This window comes from Streptomyces sp. NPDC111656 (genome assembly GCF_055656965.1).
Map to the genome: position 1 here is coordinate 31,770 of NZ_JBVKCA010000023.1, position 19,653 is coordinate 51,422.

Here is a 19,653-nt window from a genome sequence, read left to right on the forward strand (position 1 = left end):
ATTCGGTGACGGTGCAATCGGAAGCGCTGAGCGCGAGTCATCAGGGTATCTACGCGTCAACCGTAACCAAAGTCCAACGCAACCTGCTGGGTTCCAGAGGGCGGTTCGCGTCGGTTCGCTTGCTCCGACCTGCGTTGATCGGTGCTATCGGCAGACGAGGCTCGATCACGAGCCATCCAGCAGCAGAGTTGGCAGGGCTTTGCCACGCGATATGGGAGGCGGAGGCGGCGTTTCGGCAGATCAAGACGTTCCAGCGCGGGTCGGTCGTGGTCCTGCGCTCGGGTGACCCGATCTGGTGCGTCAGGAGTTCTGGGTGCACCTGACTGTGCATCACCGCCCTACGCGGATCATCGTAGGTCTGGCCGACGACAACGGGATCGATCCGGGCCGCGTCTCATTCATCAAGGTCCTCAAGCACTCGCGGCGCAGCGTAGTCCGCCCATGCTCGGACACGCCTACGAAGATCAAAGGTTCCTGGTCATGCGCCGAGGCAGCCCACGCACCCACCCTCCTGCACCGCCGCAACGGCATACTTCCCACCGTCGCCGCCGCCCTCTCCGTACGCTGGCAGCGCAGGCATCGGAATCTCGACAACGGCATCAGGCGCCTGCGGGAAGCGGACTGGCACCTGAAGCGCCCCGGTTCGATGCACTCCTCGAAACTCTCCTATCGAATCAACGCTCGCGATCGGCGGCCGACGTGGCGGTTCAAGGCGAAGGGGTTGTCGCATTCGTACGCCCTCGCGCCAACGGGGTCCAGTCCGGTCGCCCCATCGTGTGTCTGTCTCGCGCACCGGTTCGGGAACGCCGCGGACAACGGGACGCGTGAGCGGCGCTATCCCGCCGACATGACGGACGCGGAGTGGGCCGTGGTCCGTCCGCTGCTGCCGATGCCGGGCTGGCTTCAGGGACGTGGGGGACAGCCGGAAGCGTACTGCCACCGGACGAAGCTGGACGCGGTGCGCTACCTGGTCGACAACGGAACCAAGTGGCGGGCCGTCGCTACGGACTTCCCGCCGTGGGACGGGGTCTACGCCTTCTTCCGCCGCCGGCGCGACCACGACACGGCCATCGAGTTCCACGACCGGCTACGAGGGAAGGTCCGCCGGCAGGCAGGCAGGCCGGGACCCGGAGCCGAGCGCAGGCGTGATCGACTCCCAGTCGGTCAAGGCGGACGCCGTCGTCGGCGCGGACAGGTGCGGCTTCGACGGCGGCAAACTGATCAACGGCCGCAAGCGCCACGCCGTCGTTGACACCCTCGGCGCTCGCGGTGCAGGTCACCGCTGCGGACACCGGCGAAGGCCCAGGGCGAGTCCGCTGCCCTTCGCCTCGAACGCGAACACCGACGCCTGTACCCATGAACAGGGCCCCGAGACGGTCAGGGAGGCGGTGCGGGCCTTCGGTGCCCGCCACCCCTCGCCCATGCCGCTGCGGGCGCCGAACCGGACTGGAAGACGGCAGAGAAGCACGTCACCCACCTGATCGAGGTGATCATGGGTCAGGCGGCACTGGCACAGCCCGATGCCACCGGCACCGTCCGCCGGGACGAAGACGCAGCCGTCCAGCTCCTGCTCACGCTGGACACGGTTGCGAACTACCGCTGCTCGTTCTGCGTCATGCGGCGACGGGATCCGCTGTGGCTCCCTGGCCTACCCTGGAGGCGTGGTGACGGACGCCGAGCGCGCCCAGCACGAAGCAGCCCCGCGCGGGCTGCTCTCCCTCGCGTGCCCGACGCCTCTGCCTACGCGATCACCGAGACCCCTGCCTGTTCGGCGTGGACCTGACCGGCGCGAGTCTCTTGGCTGGCTGGGGCATGTATCACGCTCCGTCAGGAGCAACCTGGAACCGAGAGGCTCGGTGGCCTGTCCATTTGGCATCGGTTGTCGTCGAGCAGTCCGACGAGGTGAGCCCCGGCGTCTTCCACGAACGTGACGGGCCGGCGCCGAAACGGTCAGACACGGTTCGGGTCTGAAGAAGCGAGCCCCCGCCCGAGGTGCACGCTCAGGGATACGACTGGCACAGGCCGCGCGCTGACGGTAGGTCAGACGTTCGCTGAGTGCCTGTTCACGAGAGCACGAACGCGACTGATCATCGTGGCACTACCGATGGGCAGGGCCACCACTCTCCTGCCTCGGGCCCTGACACCCCGAGCACGGCCTCGGCGTCGTCCGGGAGCCGCGAAGACCGTCAGGGCTCACTGCCGGGCTGCCATTTATCGAATACCCAGCCTGGATGGGAAGTACCGAACTAGGGCAGGTGCGCGTCCCAGTCCACAGCTGTCAGTGCCTGGACCTGTTGCAGCGTGATCCGGCTGGCCGAGTCGATGGTTGCAAGGCGGTCCCAAGGCTGACTCCAGCGGTTGCGTGAGTAGCCCGCCGATGAGGTATCGGGCGGCCCTTCACCAGGCGGCCGAGGCAGAGCCCACTCGGGCAATCGACTCGCCCGCTCATCAGTGACAGGTCGATGGTGACACCGTCGTCCACCAGGCACAGCCCGGGATCGCTGTGCGCGCCGCCGCGCACTGCGATCTCCAGTCCCCGGTCGCGGACCGCGGTGACCGCGTCCCGCACGTCCCCCGCGTCCCCGCAGCGCAGCACGGCGGCCGGGGCGACCAGTTCACTTGAGACGTGGGGATGCCGGGAATCTCGGGTGATGTGGTCTTGGCTGGTTGAATCCCGGATGCTGTCTCAGCTGATCAGGTCCGGCTCTGTTTCGAACTGGCACCACGCTTGGGTCGGCAGCCACGACTGATGGTTGAGTGAGATCATGGACAGCTTCGAGATCGATGAGAACTTGGTCCGCTCTCTGGTGCGAGAGCAGCATCCTGACCTTGCAGGCTTGGACGTGCGTGAGGTGGCCGGCGGTTGGGACAACCAACTGTGGCGCCTGGGGGACGAGTTGGCCGTGCGCATGCCGCGCACCGAGCGAGCACCCTCCCTCCTGCGCAAAGAGCACCGGTGGCTGCCCGCCCTGGCCCCGCGCCTTCCACTCCCGGTCCCGACCCCCATGCGGATCGGTGCACCGTCCACACGCTTCCCCCGGCCATGGACCATCGCGACATGGGTTCCCGGCGAACCGGCCGACCGCGCCCCAATCAGCAACGACAGCGCAGCCGACACTTTGGCAGGCTTCCTCAAGGCACTCCATGCGAAGGCGCCCGCAGATGCACCGGTCAGTCAGGATCGCGGCGTTCCCCTCAAAACGCTCTCGGACGGTTTCGAAAGGGGACTCGAGGAAGTCGCCTCCGGAAGCGATGCCGCTGACCTCCGGAATGTCCGCGACGTCTGGGACGAGGCTGTTGCGAGTCCCGATTGGGAAGGCCCGCCCGTATGGCTGCACGGCGACCTTCATCCGGCCAATGTCGTCGTCTCGGACGGGACACTCTCGGGCGTGATCGACTTCGGTGACATGTGCGCCGGCGATCCGGCGGTCGATCTCGCGGCGGCCTGGATGCTCCTTCCCGCGGGGGCAGCTGCACGGTTCTTCGGCGCATACGCCTACGCAGACGAGGCGACGATCCGGCGCGCACGAGGGTTGGCTGCCTCGAAGAGCCTCTTCCTCATCCTCATGGGCCGGGCCGGGGAGCGGGGCCTGCCAGGCGGCAAGCCGACATGGGGACCCGCGGGCCGGGCGGCGCTAGACCGTGTTCTGGCATCAACTTAGGAGGCTGGCAGACGATTCACGTTGCTCAGCTCTCGGAAGCCCCGCCCGAGGTTCGTTACCAAGGGGCACCCAGATCACCTGAGGCCGCAAGCGAATTGGGCCAGATCACCTAGGACGGGGACCAGATCCTTGGAGACGGCTCATCGAAGGTTGAGCGATAGTGCGGTTGGATCCTGGGCGCCCTACTTGACTTCACTCGACTGCTCGGCGGAGTGGGAGCGCCGATGGGCTGCGACTCGTTCGCGGGTGGCGCATCGGCGGGAGCAGTAGCGGCGTTCGGGACCGCTGCCCTGGGTGATGAAGGCGTTCTGGCAGGTGGGTGACGCGCAGATCCTGCCGGGCGGGCATTGACGGTCCCAGACGAGAACGGTCAGGGCCATGCAGGACGAGGCGAGGAGCCACTCGTCCCAGGGGGCGCTGTCGTCGTGGTCGAGGTGGGGATGCCAGGGGGTGCTGCCGCCGTGCGAGGTCAGACGGAGCGGTCCGGTGTGTTCCTGCAGGAGGCGGTTGAGGGTGGCTGCGGCGTCAGCGGCGTGCTCGGCGGCGAAGACTTGCCGCAGCAGGGTGGCGGCTGCGCGCATCCCGGCAACGTCGCGGGTGGTGAGGTCGATGGGGTCTGTCTCACCGTATGTGCGGAGCACGTCGGCGACTTCGGTTGGGTCGGGACAGTCGTCAGTGAGAGCGTTGATCAGGGCGGCGGTCCGCCGAGCGGTGGTCAGCACGGAGTGCCGGGTGGACCAGTCGTCGTCGCTGTTGGGGAACACATGTGAAATGTAACGCATCTTGCTGAGTTTTGAGTTACCTCCGTAACGTCTCGCTGATGGAAAAGCGTTACTCACTCCGCCTCTATCTGGCCGGGGCAGTGGCAGCTCGTGCCGGGGACGAGATGTCGGGACCGGCGCTGATGCTGACAGGATTTGCTCTGGCCGGATCTCCTACCGACGCATCGTCGCTGCTCGCGGGCATCACGATCTCTGCCGCGGTAGGGGGGCCGGTGCTCGGGGCACTCCTCGACAGAGCATGACGGCCGGGACGCCTGCTGACTGTGGCCCTCGTCCTGTATGCGGCGGGGCTGGGGATGATTCTCTTGGGGCTCGGCCGTATGCCGTTCGCTGTCATCATCCTGATCGCAGTGGTGACAGGGCTGTTGGGGCCGGCCCTGTCGGGTGGATGGACGGCCCAACTGCCCCGTATGGCGCTGGGCGACCAACTGCCCCGGGCGAACACCCTCGATGCCATGACGTTCAGCGTGGCGAGTCTGGCCGGTCCGGCTCTCGCCGGCGGCGTGGCGGAGGCGCTGGGAGCCCCGACGGCCGTGGTGGTCTCCGTGGGGCTCATTGCCTTGGCACTGCCCGCCGCGTGGATGCTGCCCGCCCGTCCTGGTCGGGCGAGGGGCGCTCGGACCACCTCACTGATCAGCGAACTTGCTGCCGGAATGCGGGTCATCGCCGGAAGGCAGGCTTTGGCCCGAGCGACCCTCACCTCGGTCGTCTCCTGCATCGCCCAGGGCATGCTGACGGCGTGCATCCCACTCCTGGGCGAGCGCGTCCTGGGCGGAACAGGCCGCGGCGCGGTGCTGCTCTCCTGCGCGGCGATCTCCGCCCTGGTGGCCAACACAGCACTCGCCCGGTTTCCGCCTTCAGCCGCCCCCGACACGATCATCTGGGCCAGTGCTCTCGTCCAGGCTGCCGCGCTGGCCCTGGCCACGTGGCGTCAGCCCGTCGTGCTCGTCGTGGCCGTACTCATCGCGGGGATCGGTGAAGGACCCCAATTGGCCGCCTTGTTCGCCATCCGCCACCGGGAGGCTCCAGAACACCTCCGCGCCCAGATCTTCACCACCGGCGCCAGCTTGAAAATCACCGGATTCGCCCTGGGGGCAGCGGTTGCCGGACCGGTCGCAACCCGGTCCCTTCCAGGCACTTTGGCACTCGCAGCGAGTGCGGCGGTCCTCGCAGCACTGGCCTTCTTCGCAATCCGGTCAACAACCGTCAACTCGTCTGAGGATCGCGCGATGTCGAGTTGATCACGACCGAACCCTGACCCCAGACAGCCAGCCTCAAACAATCACTCAACCTTCGGTGAGAAAACCTAGCGGTCACCAACCTTCGGTGAAAATGATCAACCTTCGCTGCGACGGATCACCAGGTCAGCCGCCTGCCGTCGACTGGGTTCGTTGAGAACGGACATCAACCGACGCAATTCGCCGACCTGCTGAAGTGTGGCTTGGGCAGAGTGAGAGTCCCGCGAGGGAGCGGGGAGCTTCCCGCAGGATCGCGGTACGTCGGTCTGGAGAGCTGCTCGATAGGTGTCGCCTGATCGAGCTTTCTGTCGCTTGGAGTCTTGGCGTGCGTGGATGAGTCGCTGGGGCCCAGGGCCGACCGCTGCACGCCGCCCGCTACCATCCCTTCGCATGACGAGTCGGGGGTGGCGGCTGAGTGCCGTGGTGGTGCTGGCGGCGATCTGTGCCGCCGGTCCAGAACGCCCGGAGGTCATCCGCACGGCGTCGGACCTCGGCCCCCTCCCGGCCGACCGCTACGACTACACGCCGCAGGACTACCAGCGATCGCAGCGGGCATCGGCGTTGCTGATCCGGCAGTGCATGGCGGAGCGCGGCCACCTGGACTTCCCGCTCGACCCCCGCTACCCCAGCGACCCCGTCGTCGCCACCGCAGTCAGCACCGACTACGGCGTCCTGGATCTCTCCACCGCCCGCCGCTGGGGCTACGGCTGGGACCCGGCAAAGTCCCTGCCCCTCCGGCCGAAGGGCCGCCGGATGACCAACGCCGAGTATGCGGACTTCCCCGCCTGCAGCGCCGAGGCGAGCCGGCGGCTGATGCGCGGCATCGACCTCAGGCGGGACTGGCTCTACGCAAGCACACGGGCGATCGAGGTCGACAAGGCAGTCAAGCGCGACCCTCGCCTTCGCGCAGCTTGGGATGTGTGGTCCCGCTGTGTGGCAAAACAAGGATTCACGCGCTATCTCGACCCCGTCGCGGCGTACACGGACACCGCCTGGAAGCGCGACAGTGACGGCAACACCCGGCATACGCAGCGGGAGCGGGCCACCGCCGTCGCGGACGTCACCTGCAAGCGCCTCCACCATACGGCCGAACTCTGGCACGCGGCACGGGCGCAGAAGCAGGCCGTGGACATCACACGGCACCGCGACCGCTACGCCGCCGGGCTGCAGGCGCTGCGGACGTACCGGGCCACCATCGCCAAGGTGCTGCGGAAACTCGGCTACTGAACTTGAATGCTTGATGTCGGGCTCCCCCGCGCCAGGAACCGCATGGACCAGCGTTTGGCCTGCGCCAGGATGGGCGGATGGCGGAGAGCGAAGCGGATCTGATGACGTTGTTGCGCCGGCTCGACGACCCGGAGTGGCTGGAGCAGCCCATGGGCTACAGCCGTAGCGAAGCTGCCGTGCCGTTCGGACGTCTGGTGTCCAGCCTGGAGAGCGGCTTCGGGACGAGTTGCATGGCTGAGCGGGACACTCAGGATTCCAGCGAGTATGGTCGCGTCGTTGTCCCCGCAGAGGCGACTGTGTGCGGGACTCGGATCGTGGTGTGCGTGAGCAAGTTCGGGTCTCTGGCTCTGGTGTCGGCCGACAATCCCGGGGCTTCTTTCGGCACGGATGACGCTCAGGCCGAGGGTGAGCTGGAAGCCGGAGACCTTGCAAGGGTGGAGCAGGCGCTCATCGGCCTGGGGTACGTGGTGCTCCCAGAAGAGCTGCTCAATCTCCGGTACGACGGGGAGAGTCGGCTTCGTCCATGGGATAAGGATCCATGGCAGCCCAGCTGGTGGGATCGATTCTTCGGCTTCTTTTAGCCGACGCGTTGAGCGTGATCAATTTTCGAGGCCCAAGCCGGTTCCGCTCAGGCAGCCGTTGATCACCTGGGGCCGGTACTGCAGGGTCTTGAGCTTGCACTGTACTGCCCTGGTGATCTGGCTCAGGTCGGCGGCGGCGAGGTTGCCCAGGTCGCGCTTGACCAGGGACCACAAGCCTTCGGTCGGGTTGAGATCGGGCGCGTAGGTGGGCAGTTGGGACACGGTGAGCCAGCTGGTGTTCGCGGCGAAGAACGCGCGCAAGGATGCGGCGAGGTGGATGCGGACATTGTCCCAGACCAGCACGATCGGGACGCGGAGCTGGATGCGGGCGCGGACCAGCAGATCACGGAAGTCGCGCCACCGAAGCCCTTCGGCTGATCCTTACGTCCGGTGTACTCGCGGACCGCGTAGATCAAGCGGGACCGCTTGCCCGGCTTGTAGCGGGTCATACCTGCCATCGAGACTCGGCCCGAGCCACGGCCCCGCACTCGAACGAACGGCGTGCAGCCCTTTCGGCCCCAGGTCCTGGCGCACGGAGGCGTCATCGACTGGCTCAGTCAAGATTTCCGTGACGGGGTGACGGAGTGTGGTTTGGGTCAGGCCAGGAGGACTCGTTTGCGGAGTAGTGCGAAGCCGGCTCTCCCATATATCTGTCGCTTCAGCATCTTGATCCCGCCTCTGCCCCGCGTCTTGAGCCGCCTACCGTCCCGGCGGAACCCGAACCGGCCGCTCTACCGGGCATCGACGCCAGAGCCATGCGCCTGCTCGCCACGGACGCCGCCCACCGCGCGCACGCCCTGCTGAACGCCCTGACCTCGCCCTCCGGCCGGACCATGGCCCGGGGGCTCATGATGCCGACCAACCCGAAGGCCGACGCGGCCCGGCTGGCCGCCCACCACGACCTGCATATCCCGCTGCAACGGCGACTGCAGCAGACGCTGGGGATGAGCAAGGACGAGCTCGCCCCCGCCGTGGATTCCTCGCATCGGCCGTCCACCTCCGATTGAGCCGACGCCGACCGGACGACACGAACATGAGCACCTGGCACGGCCGGGCTGGGAGCTGCCCAGGTCAAATGGATGGACCACACCGGCCGGGCTGGAGGTACGCCCATGCTCCTGGAGGCAGGCAGCTTCTGAAGCAGCGTTGACGGCCATGAATCTTGGTCCGGGCGCACCCGGTTGTCGGACATCACTGAAGAGTTCGGACAGTTCAGTCAACATTTCGCTCACGGGCAGCCCCGCCATTGATCTTGGGGCGTGCCGGCCTGGGGGTTCGGCTGGCTGGTGGTTCAGCAATCGCAGGTCGGCCCGTTACTCGTACCGGTACTTCAGCGAGTCCGCCTCCGCCTGCTCGATGTCGGCGATCATCAGCTCCGGCATCCGCAGTTGAGCCAGCGTCACCTCGGCCGAGGCCGGCTGGGCGTCCGCCGACAGCCACTCCTCCGGCTTCCAGGCCCCGCTGCGCAGCAGCGACTTGGGACAGTGCGGGTAGACCTCCTCGATCCCCAGCACCAGCGCACTGGCCGGCGGCTTGCCCACGGCGGTCAGCCGCGACAGCAGCTCTGGGCGAGTGGAGACGCAGGCCCGGCCGTTCACCCTGAGCGTCGTGGTGCGCCCCGGGATGACGAACAGCAGCCCGGCCCGTCCGGTGGCGACGACGTTCTGCAGGGTGTCCAGACGCTTGTTGCCGGTCGCGTCCGGTATCGCCACCGTCCGTGCGTCCAGGACGGCGACGAACCCGGCGGGACCGCCGCGCGGGGAGACGTCACAGTTGCCCTCGGCGTCCGCGCTGGCGACCAGGACCAGCGATGAGCAGCCGATCAACCGCCGGGTCTGCTCGGTGAGTTCGGTCATCTGCTTCCGCACCGACGCGTCGCTGGGGGGTTCGTAGACCCGGCGCAGCGCCTCCTGGTCGGGCACGGCGTCGAGGCGGAGCAAGTCGAAGGCACTGCCGGCAAGGGGTGTCGTCATGCCTGCGACCCTACTGGGCCGACCTGCGATTGATCTTGGTCGTTGAGTGTGGGGACATAGAGACGACCCCGCGAGTTGTCCGATGCGTGAAGATCAAACAGGCCCGCGCGGCCATGTCCCCCCTGCCTTCTGCGGGCTGTCGCGCCAACATCTGGGCGAGTCGGTCACGGAAGTCGCCCCGCGCTGGGTGGCGCGCTGTGAGTCCGGGCGTCATGGGCGACGTGACACCTGGACATGGAACTCTGTCCCTCATGAGCGAGCCGACCCCCTATGGCCATGACCGAGCCGCATACTCCCGCGAAGGACTGGCCCGGCTCGTACTTGCCGACCACGCCACCGAGGTGGCGGACAGTGCCGCCGGGCTGGTGGGTACCCGAAACGATGTCGACACCGGACTTGCCGGCCGCGTCAGCCAGGCTCGGCAGCTCATCGAACTGGCTGAGCGGACTCTGAACTCGGCCGTCGTCTACGAAGTAGAACGCGGCAGCTCCTGGGCACAGATCGCGGCCTACTTGGGGCTCAGTGCTGAAGAGGCCCGAGAGCGGTACACCCTCGCAGTCCACGCATGGAACAGCGCCTTCGAGGAGCCGTATCGGCTGGACGAAACGGGCCGCAAGCGTATCCCGCAGCTGCCGACCGCGGCATACGATCCCGACTGGGCATGCACTCAGCTGGACCGTTGGGCCTTCCTCCGGCATGTAGGGATCGACGACAGACAGGCCGTCAGCGCTGGCCTTGTCATGCTCGACACTGCGGACGAGCCCGTACCGACTGAGAACGGGAGCTGAGCGGTGGCACTATCTGGACTCGAGCCTGAAAGGGCCATGCGGCTCTCGGCCTTGGCTGACGAGCTCCGCCGCCTGCTGGCGACGGGCACGGAGATGTCAGCGATCCAGTCGACGAACTGATCGTAGCGCTCGACGAGGTCGACCAGGCCTAGGTCTCGCCCCGAGGCGATGCCGGGCCTGACGCGAGGTCGAGGTCGCGTCAGGCTGTTGGCCTTCGAGCTGACCGACGCCTTGCTGTGCGCCGACGGGCTGGTGAAAACGCCGGTGGACCTGACGCTGCTGGCCGAGCACCGCCGTGGTCACGGCGCGTTGTACGACGCCCTCAACCGTGGCCGCGTCAACGCCCGGCGGCTGCGGCGGACTCTGGCCTCGCTGCCGCAGCCCAAGGCGGCCGACGGCAGGCTCGTTCTGGCCGTGGACGTGAGCAACTGGCCGCGGCCAGACGTGCCGTTCAGCGCGGACAGGCTGTTCTGCCATACCTATGGCCGCAGCCGGGACCAGCACCCGATGATCCCCGGCTGGCCGCACTCGCCGCTCTCGAATCGGGCCGCACTTCGTGGTGCCGGCTGCTGGATGCGGTCCGTCGCGGGCCCGCCGAGGTCACCGCCGCCCAGGGTTCATGACGGCCGACCGCCGAACTGCCAGTTGTGGACCTCGATGTCGGCGTACCGGTCAGGGATCAGGACAGCGCGTGCCGTGTCCGGGTCCGGCGCCCGGACCAGTGCCGCTGTACCCAGCCAGGTGGCGCCGTCGTCGGAAAGCAGCGGCCCGTATGCGATCAGCTCGTCCCGGTCGGGCGGCACGGCGGCGTCGGCGGCCTCCCCCGAGCCGAGGCCGAGCACCAGAAACCGGTTGCCACCGGTCCGGCCACCAGGGAAGTCCCACATGGTGCGCCCCAGCATGTTGCGCCACCGGCGCAGCAGCACGTCCCGGTACACGCCGGCCTGATAGCCGGGCTCGTCGAAGGCGAACGCGCGGGCGGCGGCGGGATCTGGCAGGTCGACGATGTGCACGCTGCCGGTGGGCATGTCGCCGTCGCTGGCGAGGGTCGGGCCGCGGGCGATCATCTCCTTCGCGTACTGATCCATATAGGACCAATGATCTTCCAGCAACTCGCTGCGCAACGCCACGGAGCCGGACCGATCGCGGTGGTAGCAGAAGAATTCCATGCTCGCAGTTCCTACCACCATGCACGGAGATGGCGCGACAGACTTATGGCCCACCGGCCAGCAGCGACAAGCCTCCGACCTGCAAAAGGTCTCAGAGGGCGGTGTGCGGGTTGATAGGTGTTTCATCGTCACCTGAACGTGTGGGGCTGCGACATCACTGCTGGTCGGCGGGCTCGGGCGTGCTGGGCTGAACACCGTGAGCGAGCACAAGCCCTACAAGACTGACCTGTCCGACGAGCAGTAGGCGCTGGAGGAGTTTCCGGTCGTCCTCAAGGAAGCCGATCTTCGCTGGTACCGGGAGTTCTTCGGGCACGCGATAGCCTTCTGCTGGCGCCCCCTTCCCGGCCCTCCAGATGGTGTGGCCCGATGCAGAGGGGCGCTTCCCCAGGTAGTCAGGGACCGACGAGCGCTATCGGCAGTCCCAGCCTCAGTTGTAGTTGGAGTCGGCCCAGCATCCTGAAGGGGCTTGGGTCACGCTCGCGACCCGTTGAGGGGCTTGCGGATTTCGCAGGTCAGGCGAGCAACGTTTGCGGAGGGGAGCCGGAGCCGAGACAGCGGGCGAGTCTGCGTCCGCGTCACGCCTCCTGCAGGCTCGCCGCCAGGTGAACGGCTGCGTCGACCCGCGTGTTCAGCACCACAAAGTCATCCGGCCAGCCCTGGTACCGCACGCACAGCTCCCGGCCGCCCATCGCCACCGACACCACGCCCTGCGGCAGGCCCAGTCGGTGTATCTCCCGGCGGCGCGGCCGTGCAGGCAACCGCTCCTCGGAGAGGCGGACCAGGACCGCCATGCGCCAAGTGGTTCCCCCTCGAGGTCCCAGTCCGTGGAGCAGGCGATGCCCACCTCGACGCCGTCCCGGTGGCCCACGGCCAGCCGCGTGCCACAAAATAGCGGGCTCACCGGCAGCTCCCCCCTTCCCCATCGGCGGTGAACGCCGCCAAGTCGGTCTCGCAACGCCCCCCGTTGAGGACCGCCCCAGGCGAGCAGACTCACGCGGCTGCTCTCCCGCCGGTCCGCCTCGCGCCGTACGTCGGCCAGCGGCATGGCGGCGATCAAGCCCCCGAGCACAACCATGTCAGCGACGAGGAGCAGCATCACCTGCCACGGAAATCGCCAGAACAAATCGAAGACGAGGAGGAGCCCCGCCCCGCCCCCTCCGATGAACGCACCCATGATCAGCGTGTCCCGCTCATCGACCGTAAGGCGCATGTAATGCAGTAGACCACCGCTTGCAGCCAATTGCCCTACTCTGGAGGGTTTTCGTGCCGCGCTATAACGAACTCCCCATGACACGGCGGACACTGGCCGTGCTCAGGATGCGATCGTGCATGGCGATCGTTTCTTGCACGCGTCGCGGAAAAGGCAGCCCAGGAGTCTCCATGACAGCGTCATCCGGGATCGTCGTGCTGAGCTGTGTCGTCAGCTCAGAGGTTGGTACGTGAGTTGATGTTCGATTCTCCCTTTTGGGAGGGGCAGGCGCGGGCTGGCCACGGCGGCGGGCGGCCTAGGGGTTCATCAGCGCCATGGACGACGGTGCCGTTTCGCACGCGATGGCCATCGTGCGCAACCGCCTCCATCCAGGGCTCGAAGCAGGGTCATAGAGCCGCGGTTGCGCTCCGGCCTTGGCCGGCGTGAGAGTCAGGGAGCGGGCGACGAGGGCCCCAGGATGACGATCGGCGCCTCCGCTTCGGCCCGGGCACGTGCCGAAGCGGCCTCGACCTCCTCACGGGTAACTTCCTTGTAGAACCGTTCCCCGTGGGCGTCGGTGATGTCGATGACGAACTTGGTCCACTCCTCGGCAGGCTCCTCCGGCACATGCCCGAAGTGGTACTCGGCGTCCTTGAGCAGCTCCTCCGTGAGCCGTACACCGGTCAGCCGCTCGGCGAGGGCGAGGACCGCCGCCTTGGTGTCGGTGCTCGGGCCGGTGCCGTCCTCGGTCAGGTCGAAACCGATCTCACGCATCAAGGGGACCAGTTCGTCCGGGGTGCTGCCGTACCTGTCGGTGGGCCACTCAAAGCTGGTCCGAAGCTCACCGGCCTCGTACCAGTGGAACAGGTCGATGGGCGCGCCCCCGTTGCTGGAATGCGTCACGGCCCGCCCGGCCGCCGACAGGGTCTCCAGGAAGCGCGGCCGCATCCCCACGCCGCCGTCAAACTGCAGGACGAGCGTCCAATCGCCGTTCGTGCCCGGCACGGTGAAGGTGCCTGCGATGAAGGAGTCGTCCCAGTAGTCCGTCGCATCACGCTGGTCCGTATGCCGCTCGATCAGCGCGTCCACGCCCGTGCACGTGCCCTGCGGCTCCGCCCCCATCACACGCAGTACGTCGCTGGGGGCGACGCCCCGTACCAGGGTCAGGCCGTATCCGCCCTCTATCGTGTTGCGGAACACCGGGGAGGAATGTATCCAGGCGTAATCCTGTGCGGTCACCAAAGTCATGCCCCACAGTCTGCCCGCCACCACTGACACCCCTTTGAGAGCCCGGATGTGGGAGCCGTCAATGGCTGCGGCGTCCATGTCCAACAGACCGGCCATGCGGAGCTCGGTCAGCAGTGCGGCGTGCAGTTGCGACCAGACGCCGGCCTCGGCCGAGTCGCGGAGGCGGCGCCAAGCGGTCACTCCGGAGCAGCCCACTACTGAGGCAGGGACGTCTCTCCAGGCAACGCCCTTGCGGAGCACGTAGACGATCCCGGCCAGCGCCACTCGATCCGGTACCGGAGTCGACCGGAAGAGCGGCGGGGAGGGCCAGGCGATGCGCGCACAGTGAGGCGGGGGCGTTCACAACCCCGTCCACTGAGTGAATGGGCACAACTGTGACGCCGGGGCGACCCTATCGGGCTCTCAGCGCGGCGTGCTGAGGATGCGTCAGGCCGAGGGGTCGGGCGAATCGCCGATCGCGCGGCCGCCCGGTCCAAGGGTCCGCGGCTCGCTCGGGAACATCGCCGGGTGGGCGCCGAGCACTCCACGGGCCCGCAGCTCGTCAAGGTCAGGGAGACGAACTCCGGGGAGTGTGTCGAGGAGGTCGGCCTGGGCGGCGCGGATGCTGTGCGCGTCCTGGGGGCCAGTACCAAGCGTGCGGCGGGCTGTCACACGATCATCGTACGGGCCACACCCACCGCTCTACCCAGCATGCGGCTCGGACATGGGGAGGTTATCCGGAGTTCATGGGCTGGCGCGGACTCAACAGCCGTCACGACATGGACGGTTCACTCCCGCCCTGGAGAGGGAGGGTGCAGGCGCCGCCGGACGGACCGGTGGCATGGGGAGGGGTGGGGATGCCGACAAAGAGCGTGTGGGGCGACTACGCGGAGAGCCGGGCGGACATGGCGGCCGGCCGGGAGGGCGCGGACAAGCAGACCGACGCGATCGGGAGGGCCTGGCGGCCGTCGCGCATGCCGTACTCGACCTCGCCGCGGCGACCCGCGAGCACACGGAGGCTGCACGGGGCTGACCGCGAGGCGTGGCGGGGGTCGATACGGGGGGAGAAACATCGGTACAGCGGCTATCGGTGAGGACGATCAAGGTTGGCTGGCACACCGCCCGGCGGTGTCGCCGAGGTTCACCGAAAGGCCGTCGGACGGTAGCGACCGTGCCACTCCTGGTCGTTCTCGGCTGTCCGTCGGTGCGTAGTGGGGCGAGGGTGCAGCCGGGCTGCTCGGTCAGCGCATCGCCTTCAGGTGCCGCGTGAACCGGACGCCCTGGAGGATGCCGCCCTCGACCATCCAGGTGAAAGAGTCACGCGTGGGCGAGGGCGTGTTGCCGTACAGCGAGATCCCGACCTTGAACTTCTCGGCGAGCGCGGACACGGCGGCGATCTGCGCATTCGTGAGCGGTGTGTTCAGCGGAAAGGTGACGCGAGCCATGATTCAGTCTTTCCTCGTCGCCGTTGCAGCGTACAGACGACGCACGACGGACGACGGACTCATCCCAGACGGTCCTGCCAGTCGGAGTCAGGATGCCGTCCGTGGTCAGCTGAGTCGGCCTTGAGGACTGGAGGAACCGTGGCATCCGGCCACGGAGCCTCCGCAAAAACCCGTTGGCGGACCAAGGAGACCACTGCTACTTTTCCGGAGGCCGTGCGAGAGAACGAGGAGGTGGTACCCGTGGACGCAGTATCGACATGGGTGCTCCCCTCCGGGGTCACGGTCGGGCGATAGGTCGTCCGGGAGCGCCGTTCAAGCGCACTCCCGAAAGGCACGACCATGCAATTCACTTCTGAACAGCGTCTCGACGACGGCGTCCTCGAACGCGAATTCACCCTCGGCGAGATCCCCGGCATCCTGTGGACGCCCGGATCCGCATCCGCACCGGCGCCGCTGATCTTGCTCGGCCACCCCGGCGGACTGCACAAGATGTACCCCCGGCTGGCGGCCCGGGCCCGGCACTCCGCAGCGGAGGGCTTCGCCGCGGCCACCATCGAGCTCCCCGGAAGCGGTGACCGGCCCCGTTCCGCCGCCGCCGAGCAGGCCCGCGCCGACCTGCGCCGGGCGCTGGAGGCCGGCGAGCCGGTCGACGACGAGATCGTGGATCGGCTCGTCCTCCCGCTGGTCGAAAAGGCGGTCCCGGAATGGCAGACCACCCTGGACGCTCTCCTTTCGCTGCCCGAGATCGGCGGCCCGGTCGGGTACTCGGGGGGAGTGATCGCCATCGGGACCCGGCTGGCGGTGGTCGAGCCGCGCATCTCGGCCGCCGTTCTGTTCGCCGGGAGTTTCGTCCCTCGCGCCATGCTCGAGGAGGCCCGCCAGGTCACCATTCCGCTGCACGTCCTGCTGCAGTGGGACGACAAAGGGAACGACCGGCAGCAGGCCCTGGACCTGTTCGACGCCTTCGGCTCCAAGGAGAAGACGCTGCACGCCAATCTGGGCGGACACACCGGCGTCCCGCAGTTCGCGGGGGACGCCGCGGCCCAGTTCTTCACCCGGCATCTGAGCTAGCAGCCGACCACCCCCGCCGTCAGGCCGGTAGCAGACGGTAGGTGGTGTCGGCCAGGATGCCGCTCATCGAGGACAGGTCCCGGCCCTCCTCGATGACGGTGCCCGGCAGATGCACGATCGCCCCGATCGCAACGGTACCGCCCATCGGCGGTACCGGCCGGTCGGGGCGGCGTTCGGCCACCAGCGCCTCCATCAGCTGGGCCCACGCCGTGAAGCACTCGGCCCGTAACCTGGCGGATCGCCGGGCAGGCGACCGACTCGACCGCCAGCGCCAGGGCCGAGCCGGGGACGAAACACCTCGGCAGGTCGATCGTCGGCGCTGTCATTGAGCGAGCACGCTGTCGGCCGACCACACCCCATCACGATCCACCCGGCCGCGTCGTCTGCCGGCCGTCTGCGAACCGAGCGCAACATGGAGCACCACGCCAAATTCCACACCGAACGCTAGTCAGCGCGTCCGGGTGGGTCAGGAGCCGGCGGTCGCGGCGCGAGGCGATGGCAGCCGGGGCCCGACCGGCTGGGGTTTGCGGCGCAGAGTCCTGCTCGTACTTGCGGACGTTGCCATAGCCGTCCGGGGAACCCTGCTGTCTGATCTCCTCCCACAGCTTCCAGGCGTTGGTACAGCACTCCGCCGGCACTGGTCGAGGTTGGGCTCGTAGGCGTCGAGCCCGGTCGCGCGGCTTTGCCACTGGCCGGTGAGCAGCTCTTCCGGTGTGGTGGCTTGGGAGAAGCGCAGGATCGTGTTGAGCGTCATGCCGAGCTGCCGGGCGACGGACCGTCTGCTGTGGCCTGCCTTCAAAAGCGCGTGGATGGTGGCGTGCTTGGCGCGAGTGCGTTCGGCGCACCGGTGGCCCGTCGGCGAGGGCGATGACGCGGCTGGCTCCGCCTCCTCCGGAGGTTCGTCGGGCGATGTTCGTGCGGGACGCAGGTAACCGCGGTGTCGGCAGACGCACTTCTCGGCGGCTTCTCCCTGGTTGTGCCAGAGGTGCCCCGGTCCGCGATCTGAATGGCCGGTGGGGCCCCACGGGTCGCGCCCTCGGCGAAGAAGGGGCACGGTCGCGGCAGACGTTCTCGATGCCGGGCCGCTCGGCGAGCCAAGCCCGTAAGCGTGTCCGCTTCCCGGTCCAGCAGAAGGTCGATCGGGCGACGTGTCTCGACGTCTACGAGCACGGTTCCGTAGATGCGGCCCTTGCGCTTGGCGAATTCGTCCACGCCGACCACGCGGGGGGCTCCGTGACCGGAGGATCGGGCGGCGCGGCGATCAGCCGCAGCAAAGTGTTCCGGCTGACCGGCGACCCCAAGACGTCCGTCATCCGAGCGCCGGCCCTGCCTGCGAGGGCAAGACCGACCGAGAGCAACGCCGATCGCAGCCGTTCGGTCGGCCGACCAAACCGACGCGTGAACCCCGGCACCTCAGCGGCTGTGGAAGAGCAGGTGCTGCAGGTCGTGCCGGGTGGCGTGGCCGGCGTATTCGGCGAGCTGCCGGCTGTTCTTTCGGTGTGCGGACCTCCACGATCGCCGGGGTCGCTTCGGGGCCCGCGCGAAACGCCGGGTGCAGCCTGTCGATGGGGGCACCACGGGCTGGAGCAGCTGTACCAGAGCGCCCTTGGCGAGTTCCCTCGCACAGAGGTAGCGCCGCAGCACGGTGTGCCCGCGCAGGTGGTCGTGACGCTCAGGACTGAACGGGAACCGGGAACGACCACCGCAGGGCTCCTCGTGGGCCGGGGCTGGGGCCGAAGACGAAGCATCACCGCTGTCGCCCGACACCCACGCGGGCAGCACGAAGACGTGGCTCCGTTCACTCGTCGCAATGCGCTCGTCACCGACGGCGACCAGGCCGCTGGGTGCGTCACGGTTCGACCGTGAACACCCGGCGGCGGGATAAGCGCCCTATGCAAAAACCGTCGCACGCTGGTATCCGGCGGAAATAAAATACATGCGTCTGCAATTACACCTCTCGCCAGGCGCGGCAGGGCCACCCCGACTGGGCCTTCGGCGCCTCGTCCGAGTCACGATCCCTCACCAAGGAAGTACCGCAATGACCTCCCTGTTCACCCCCTACGACCTCAGGTCGCTGACGATCCCCAACCGCATCTGGATGGCGGCGATGTGTCAGTACAGCGCCTCCCCCGACGGCGAGAGCGTCGGCGCGCCCACGGACTGGCACTTCACACACCTGGCCGCACGCGCCGCCGGCGGCACCGGGCTGATCATCACCGAGGCCGCCGCCGTCAGCCCCGAGGGCCGTATCTCCCCCTATGACCTCGGCATCTGGAACGAAGTGCAGGTCGCCGCCTTTCAGCGCATCACCGCCTTCCTGAAGTCGCAGGGCACCGTCCCCGGGATCCAGCTGGCGCACGCCGGACGCAAGGCGTCGACCGAGCGCACGTGGATCGACCGCGGACGCCCGATCGCCCCGGACGAGCCCCACGGCTGGACACCGGTCGGCCCCAGCCCGGTGGCCTTCGACAAGACGTCGACGGTTCCCGAGGAGCTGACCACGGCCGGTATCCGCGAGATCACCCAGCAGTTCGCCGCTGCCGCCGTACGTGCTCTCGCAGCCGGCTTCGAGGTCGCCGAGATCCACGGAGCCCACGGCTACCTGATCCACCAGTTCCTCTCCCCGGAGAGCAACCGCCGGACCGACGAGTACGGCGGCTCCTTCGAAGGCCGGATCCGCTTCGCGCTGGGAATCGTCGATGCCGTACGCGCCGTGTGGCCCGGGCACCTGCCGGTGTTCTTCCGCATCTCCGCCACCGACTGGCTGTCCGAGAACCCCGAGGACAGCCGCGAAGGGTGGACAGCCGACGACACCGTCCGCTTCGCCAAAGAGCTCCAGGCACACGGCGTCGATCTCATGGACGTCTCCACCGGCGGCATCGTCCCCGACGCGAAGATCACGACCGGGCCCGGCTACCAGGTCCCCTTCGCCGAGCGCGTCCGCAACGAGACCGACCTGCCCGTCGCGGCCGTTGGCATGATCACCGAGCCCGTGCAGGCCGAGGAGATCCTCACCTCGGGCAAGGCCGACGCCGTCCTCCTGGCCCGTGAGCTACTGCGCAATCCCTCCTGGGCCCGTCACGCCGCCGACCGGCTCGGAGGCACGGTCACCACCCCTATCCAGTACCACCGAGCCTGACACCCCCACCCCTCCGGTGCTGCGCCCAGCCCGCCGGCCCACGGCTCCGCATGTGGATCGGGAGCCCTTGGCCCGGCCCGCAGGACGCAGGCCGCACACGACCGGCGTTCGCCGGTGAACGGCGGCACCCGAGACGGAGAAGCAAGATGACGCTGATGGCCA

22 protein-coding genes and 3 pseudogenes are annotated in these 19,653 nt (G+C 68.1%); 13 read left to right on the forward strand and 12 right to left on the reverse strand.

Going from position 1 to position 19,653, the window contains the following annotated elements:
• Positions 1 to 889: 889 nt before the first annotated feature.
• Together ACZ7M3_RS43135 and ACZ7M3_RS43140 are read left to right on the forward strand one after the other, a co-directional pair.
• On the forward strand, positions 890 to 1,252 hold the full coding sequence (locus tag ACZ7M3_RS43135) for a transposase (protein WP_472071266.1): 363 nt from the start codon (positions 890 to 892) through the stop codon (positions 1,250 to 1,252).
• Positions 1,146 to 1,481 carry a hypothetical protein gene (locus tag ACZ7M3_RS43140; protein WP_472071276.1) on the forward strand — a complete coding sequence of 112 codons (336 nt, stop codon included), beginning with the start codon at positions 1,146 to 1,148 and terminating at the stop codon, positions 1,479 to 1,481. Before ACZ7M3_RS43135 ends, ACZ7M3_RS43140 begins: the two co-directional genes overlap by 107 nt.
• A 797-nt stretch (positions 1,482 to 2,278) precedes the next feature.
• Here ACZ7M3_RS43140 and ACZ7M3_RS43145 read toward each other — a convergent pair.
• Positions 2,279 to 2,596 (reverse strand): hypothetical protein, encoded by a 318-nt coding sequence (locus ACZ7M3_RS43145; RefSeq protein WP_472071112.1) that lies wholly within the window; start codon positions 2,594 to 2,596, stop codon positions 2,279 to 2,281.
• 169 nt (positions 2,597 to 2,765) lie between these two features.
• On the opposite strand from ACZ7M3_RS43145, the gene ACZ7M3_RS43150 reads away from it, so the two are divergent.
• A complete protein-coding gene (locus tag ACZ7M3_RS43150; protein WP_472071114.1) occupies positions 2,766 to 3,662 on the forward strand; it encodes an aminoglycoside phosphotransferase family protein in 897 nt (298 codons plus the stop codon).
• A 182-nt stretch (positions 3,663 to 3,844) separates the two neighbouring features.
• Here ACZ7M3_RS43150 and ACZ7M3_RS43155 read toward each other — a convergent pair whose 3' ends face one another.
• Positions 3,845 to 4,444 (reverse strand): CGNR zinc finger domain-containing protein, encoded by a 600-nt coding sequence (locus tag ACZ7M3_RS43155; RefSeq protein ID WP_472071116.1) that lies wholly within the window; start codon positions 4,442 to 4,444, stop codon positions 3,845 to 3,847.
• 38 nt (positions 4,445 to 4,482) lie between these two features.
• Between ACZ7M3_RS43155 and ACZ7M3_RS43160 the strand changes: the two genes are divergently transcribed.
• From ACZ7M3_RS43160 to ACZ7M3_RS43175, 4 genes are all read left to right on the forward strand, one after another.
• Positions 4,483 to 4,686 carry a hypothetical protein gene (locus ACZ7M3_RS43160; protein WP_472071118.1) on the forward strand — a complete coding sequence of 68 codons (204 nt, stop codon included), beginning with the start codon at positions 4,483 to 4,485 and terminating at the stop codon, positions 4,684 to 4,686.
• Between the two features lie 21 nt (positions 4,687 to 4,707).
• Complete coding sequence (locus tag ACZ7M3_RS43165; RefSeq protein WP_472071120.1) at positions 4,708 to 5,685, forward strand: MFS transporter; 978 nt, start codon at positions 4,708 to 4,710, stop codon at positions 5,683 to 5,685.
• Between the two features lie 387 nt (positions 5,686 to 6,072).
• On the forward strand, positions 6,073 to 6,909 hold the full coding sequence (locus ACZ7M3_RS43170) for a hypothetical protein (protein WP_472071122.1): 837 nt from the start codon (positions 6,073 to 6,075) through the stop codon (positions 6,907 to 6,909).
• A gap of 77 nt (positions 6,910 to 6,986) precedes the next feature.
• Positions 6,987 to 7,490, forward strand: coding sequence for a hypothetical protein (locus ACZ7M3_RS43175; RefSeq protein WP_472071124.1), 504 nt, complete (start codon positions 6,987 to 6,989; stop codon positions 7,488 to 7,490).
• An 18-nt stretch (positions 7,491 to 7,508) separates the two neighbouring features.
• Here the strand turns inward: ACZ7M3_RS43175 and ACZ7M3_RS43180 are convergent.
• Positions 7,509 to 8,041 (reverse strand): annotated as a pseudogene (locus tag ACZ7M3_RS43180) (transposase); the annotation flags it as partial.
• 204 nt (positions 8,042 to 8,245) lie between these two features.
• Between ACZ7M3_RS43180 and ACZ7M3_RS43185 the strand changes: the two are divergent.
• Positions 8,246 to 8,497: a hypothetical protein gene (locus ACZ7M3_RS43185; RefSeq protein ID WP_472071126.1), complete on the forward strand. Its 252-nt coding sequence runs from the start codon at positions 8,246 to 8,248 to the stop codon at positions 8,495 to 8,497.
• A gap of 306 nt (positions 8,498 to 8,803) precedes the next feature.
• Here the strand turns inward: ACZ7M3_RS43185 and ACZ7M3_RS43190 are convergent, their stop codons facing one another.
• Entirely contained in the window at positions 8,804 to 9,463 is a 660-nt protein-coding gene (locus ACZ7M3_RS43190; RefSeq protein WP_472071128.1) for an MSMEG_1061 family FMN-dependent PPOX-type flavoprotein, read from the reverse strand.
• Positions 9,464 to 9,714: 251 nt separating this feature from the next.
• On the opposite strand from ACZ7M3_RS43190, the gene ACZ7M3_RS43195 reads away from it, so the two are divergent.
• Positions 9,715 to 10,251, forward strand: coding sequence for a hypothetical protein (locus tag ACZ7M3_RS43195; RefSeq protein WP_472071130.1), 537 nt, complete (start codon positions 9,715 to 9,717; stop codon positions 10,249 to 10,251).
• Between the two features lie 168 nt (positions 10,252 to 10,419).
• Positions 10,420 to 10,842: pseudogene (locus tag ACZ7M3_RS43200) on the forward strand (transposase); the annotation flags it as partial.
• A gap of 26 nt (positions 10,843 to 10,868) precedes the next feature.
• Here the strand turns inward: ACZ7M3_RS43200 and ACZ7M3_RS43205 are convergent.
• The 6 genes and pseudogenes from ACZ7M3_RS43205 to ACZ7M3_RS43230 all read right to left on the reverse strand — a co-directional run bounded on the left by ACZ7M3_RS43205 (position 10,869) and on the right by ACZ7M3_RS43230 (position 14,508).
• A complete protein-coding gene (locus ACZ7M3_RS43205) occupies positions 10,869 to 11,420 on the reverse strand; it encodes a YciI family protein (protein WP_472071132.1) in 552 nt (183 codons plus the stop codon).
• A gap of 154 nt (positions 11,421 to 11,574) precedes the next feature.
• Positions 11,575 to 11,733, reverse strand: a complete 159-nt coding sequence (locus tag ACZ7M3_RS43210; RefSeq protein WP_472071134.1) for a hypothetical protein — start codon at positions 11,731 to 11,733, stop codon at positions 11,575 to 11,577.
• A gap of 262 nt (positions 11,734 to 11,995) precedes the next feature.
• The gene (locus ACZ7M3_RS43215) at positions 11,996 to 12,211 is read right to left on the reverse strand and encodes a hypothetical protein (RefSeq protein WP_472071136.1); all 216 of its coding nucleotides are present in this window, start codon (positions 12,209 to 12,211) and stop codon (positions 11,996 to 11,998) included.
• Positions 12,212 to 13,059: 848 nt separating this feature from the next.
• The gene (locus ACZ7M3_RS43220) at positions 13,060 to 13,857 is read right to left on the reverse strand and encodes a DUF6461 domain-containing protein (RefSeq protein ID WP_472071268.1); all 798 of its coding nucleotides are present in this window, start codon (positions 13,855 to 13,857) and stop codon (positions 13,060 to 13,062) included.
• Between the two features lie 33 nt (positions 13,858 to 13,890).
• Positions 13,891 to 14,193: pseudogene (locus ACZ7M3_RS43225) on the reverse strand (transposase); the annotation flags it as partial.
• 90 nt (positions 14,194 to 14,283) lie between these two features.
• Positions 14,284 to 14,508, reverse strand: coding sequence for a hypothetical protein (locus ACZ7M3_RS43230; RefSeq protein ID WP_472071138.1), 225 nt, complete (start codon positions 14,506 to 14,508; stop codon positions 14,284 to 14,286).
• A 185-nt stretch (positions 14,509 to 14,693) separates the two neighbouring features.
• On the opposite strand from ACZ7M3_RS43230, the gene ACZ7M3_RS43235 reads away from it, so the two are divergent.
• On the forward strand, positions 14,694 to 14,930 hold the full coding sequence (locus ACZ7M3_RS43235; protein ID WP_472071140.1) for a hypothetical protein: 237 nt from the start codon (positions 14,694 to 14,696) through the stop codon (positions 14,928 to 14,930).
• 147 nt (positions 14,931 to 15,077) lie between these two features.
• Here the strand turns inward: ACZ7M3_RS43235 and ACZ7M3_RS43240 are convergent, their stop codons facing one another.
• Positions 15,078 to 15,281 (reverse strand): hypothetical protein, encoded by a 204-nt coding sequence (locus tag ACZ7M3_RS43240; RefSeq protein ID WP_472071142.1) that lies wholly within the window; start codon positions 15,279 to 15,281, stop codon positions 15,078 to 15,080.
• Positions 15,282 to 15,620: 339 nt separating this feature from the next.
• Here ACZ7M3_RS43240 and ACZ7M3_RS43245 point away from each other — a divergent pair, with 339 nt between their 5' ends.
• A complete protein-coding gene (locus tag ACZ7M3_RS43245) occupies positions 15,621 to 16,352 on the forward strand; it encodes a dienelactone hydrolase family protein (protein ID WP_351308918.1) in 732 nt (243 codons plus the stop codon).
• A 19-nt stretch (positions 16,353 to 16,371) separates the two neighbouring features.
• On the opposite strand, the gene ACZ7M3_RS43250 is transcribed toward ACZ7M3_RS43245, so the two are convergent.
• Positions 16,372 to 16,533 (reverse strand): hypothetical protein, encoded by a 162-nt coding sequence (locus ACZ7M3_RS43250; RefSeq protein ID WP_472071144.1) that lies wholly within the window; start codon positions 16,531 to 16,533, stop codon positions 16,372 to 16,374.
• 1,857 nt (positions 16,534 to 18,390) lie between these two features.
• Between ACZ7M3_RS43250 and ACZ7M3_RS43255 the strand changes: the two genes are divergently transcribed.
• Entirely contained in the window at positions 18,391 to 19,491 is a 1,101-nt protein-coding gene (locus ACZ7M3_RS43255; RefSeq protein WP_472071146.1) for an NADH:flavin oxidoreductase/NADH oxidase, read from the forward strand.
• The last annotated feature ends 162 nt before the right edge of the window (positions 19,492 to 19,653 follow it).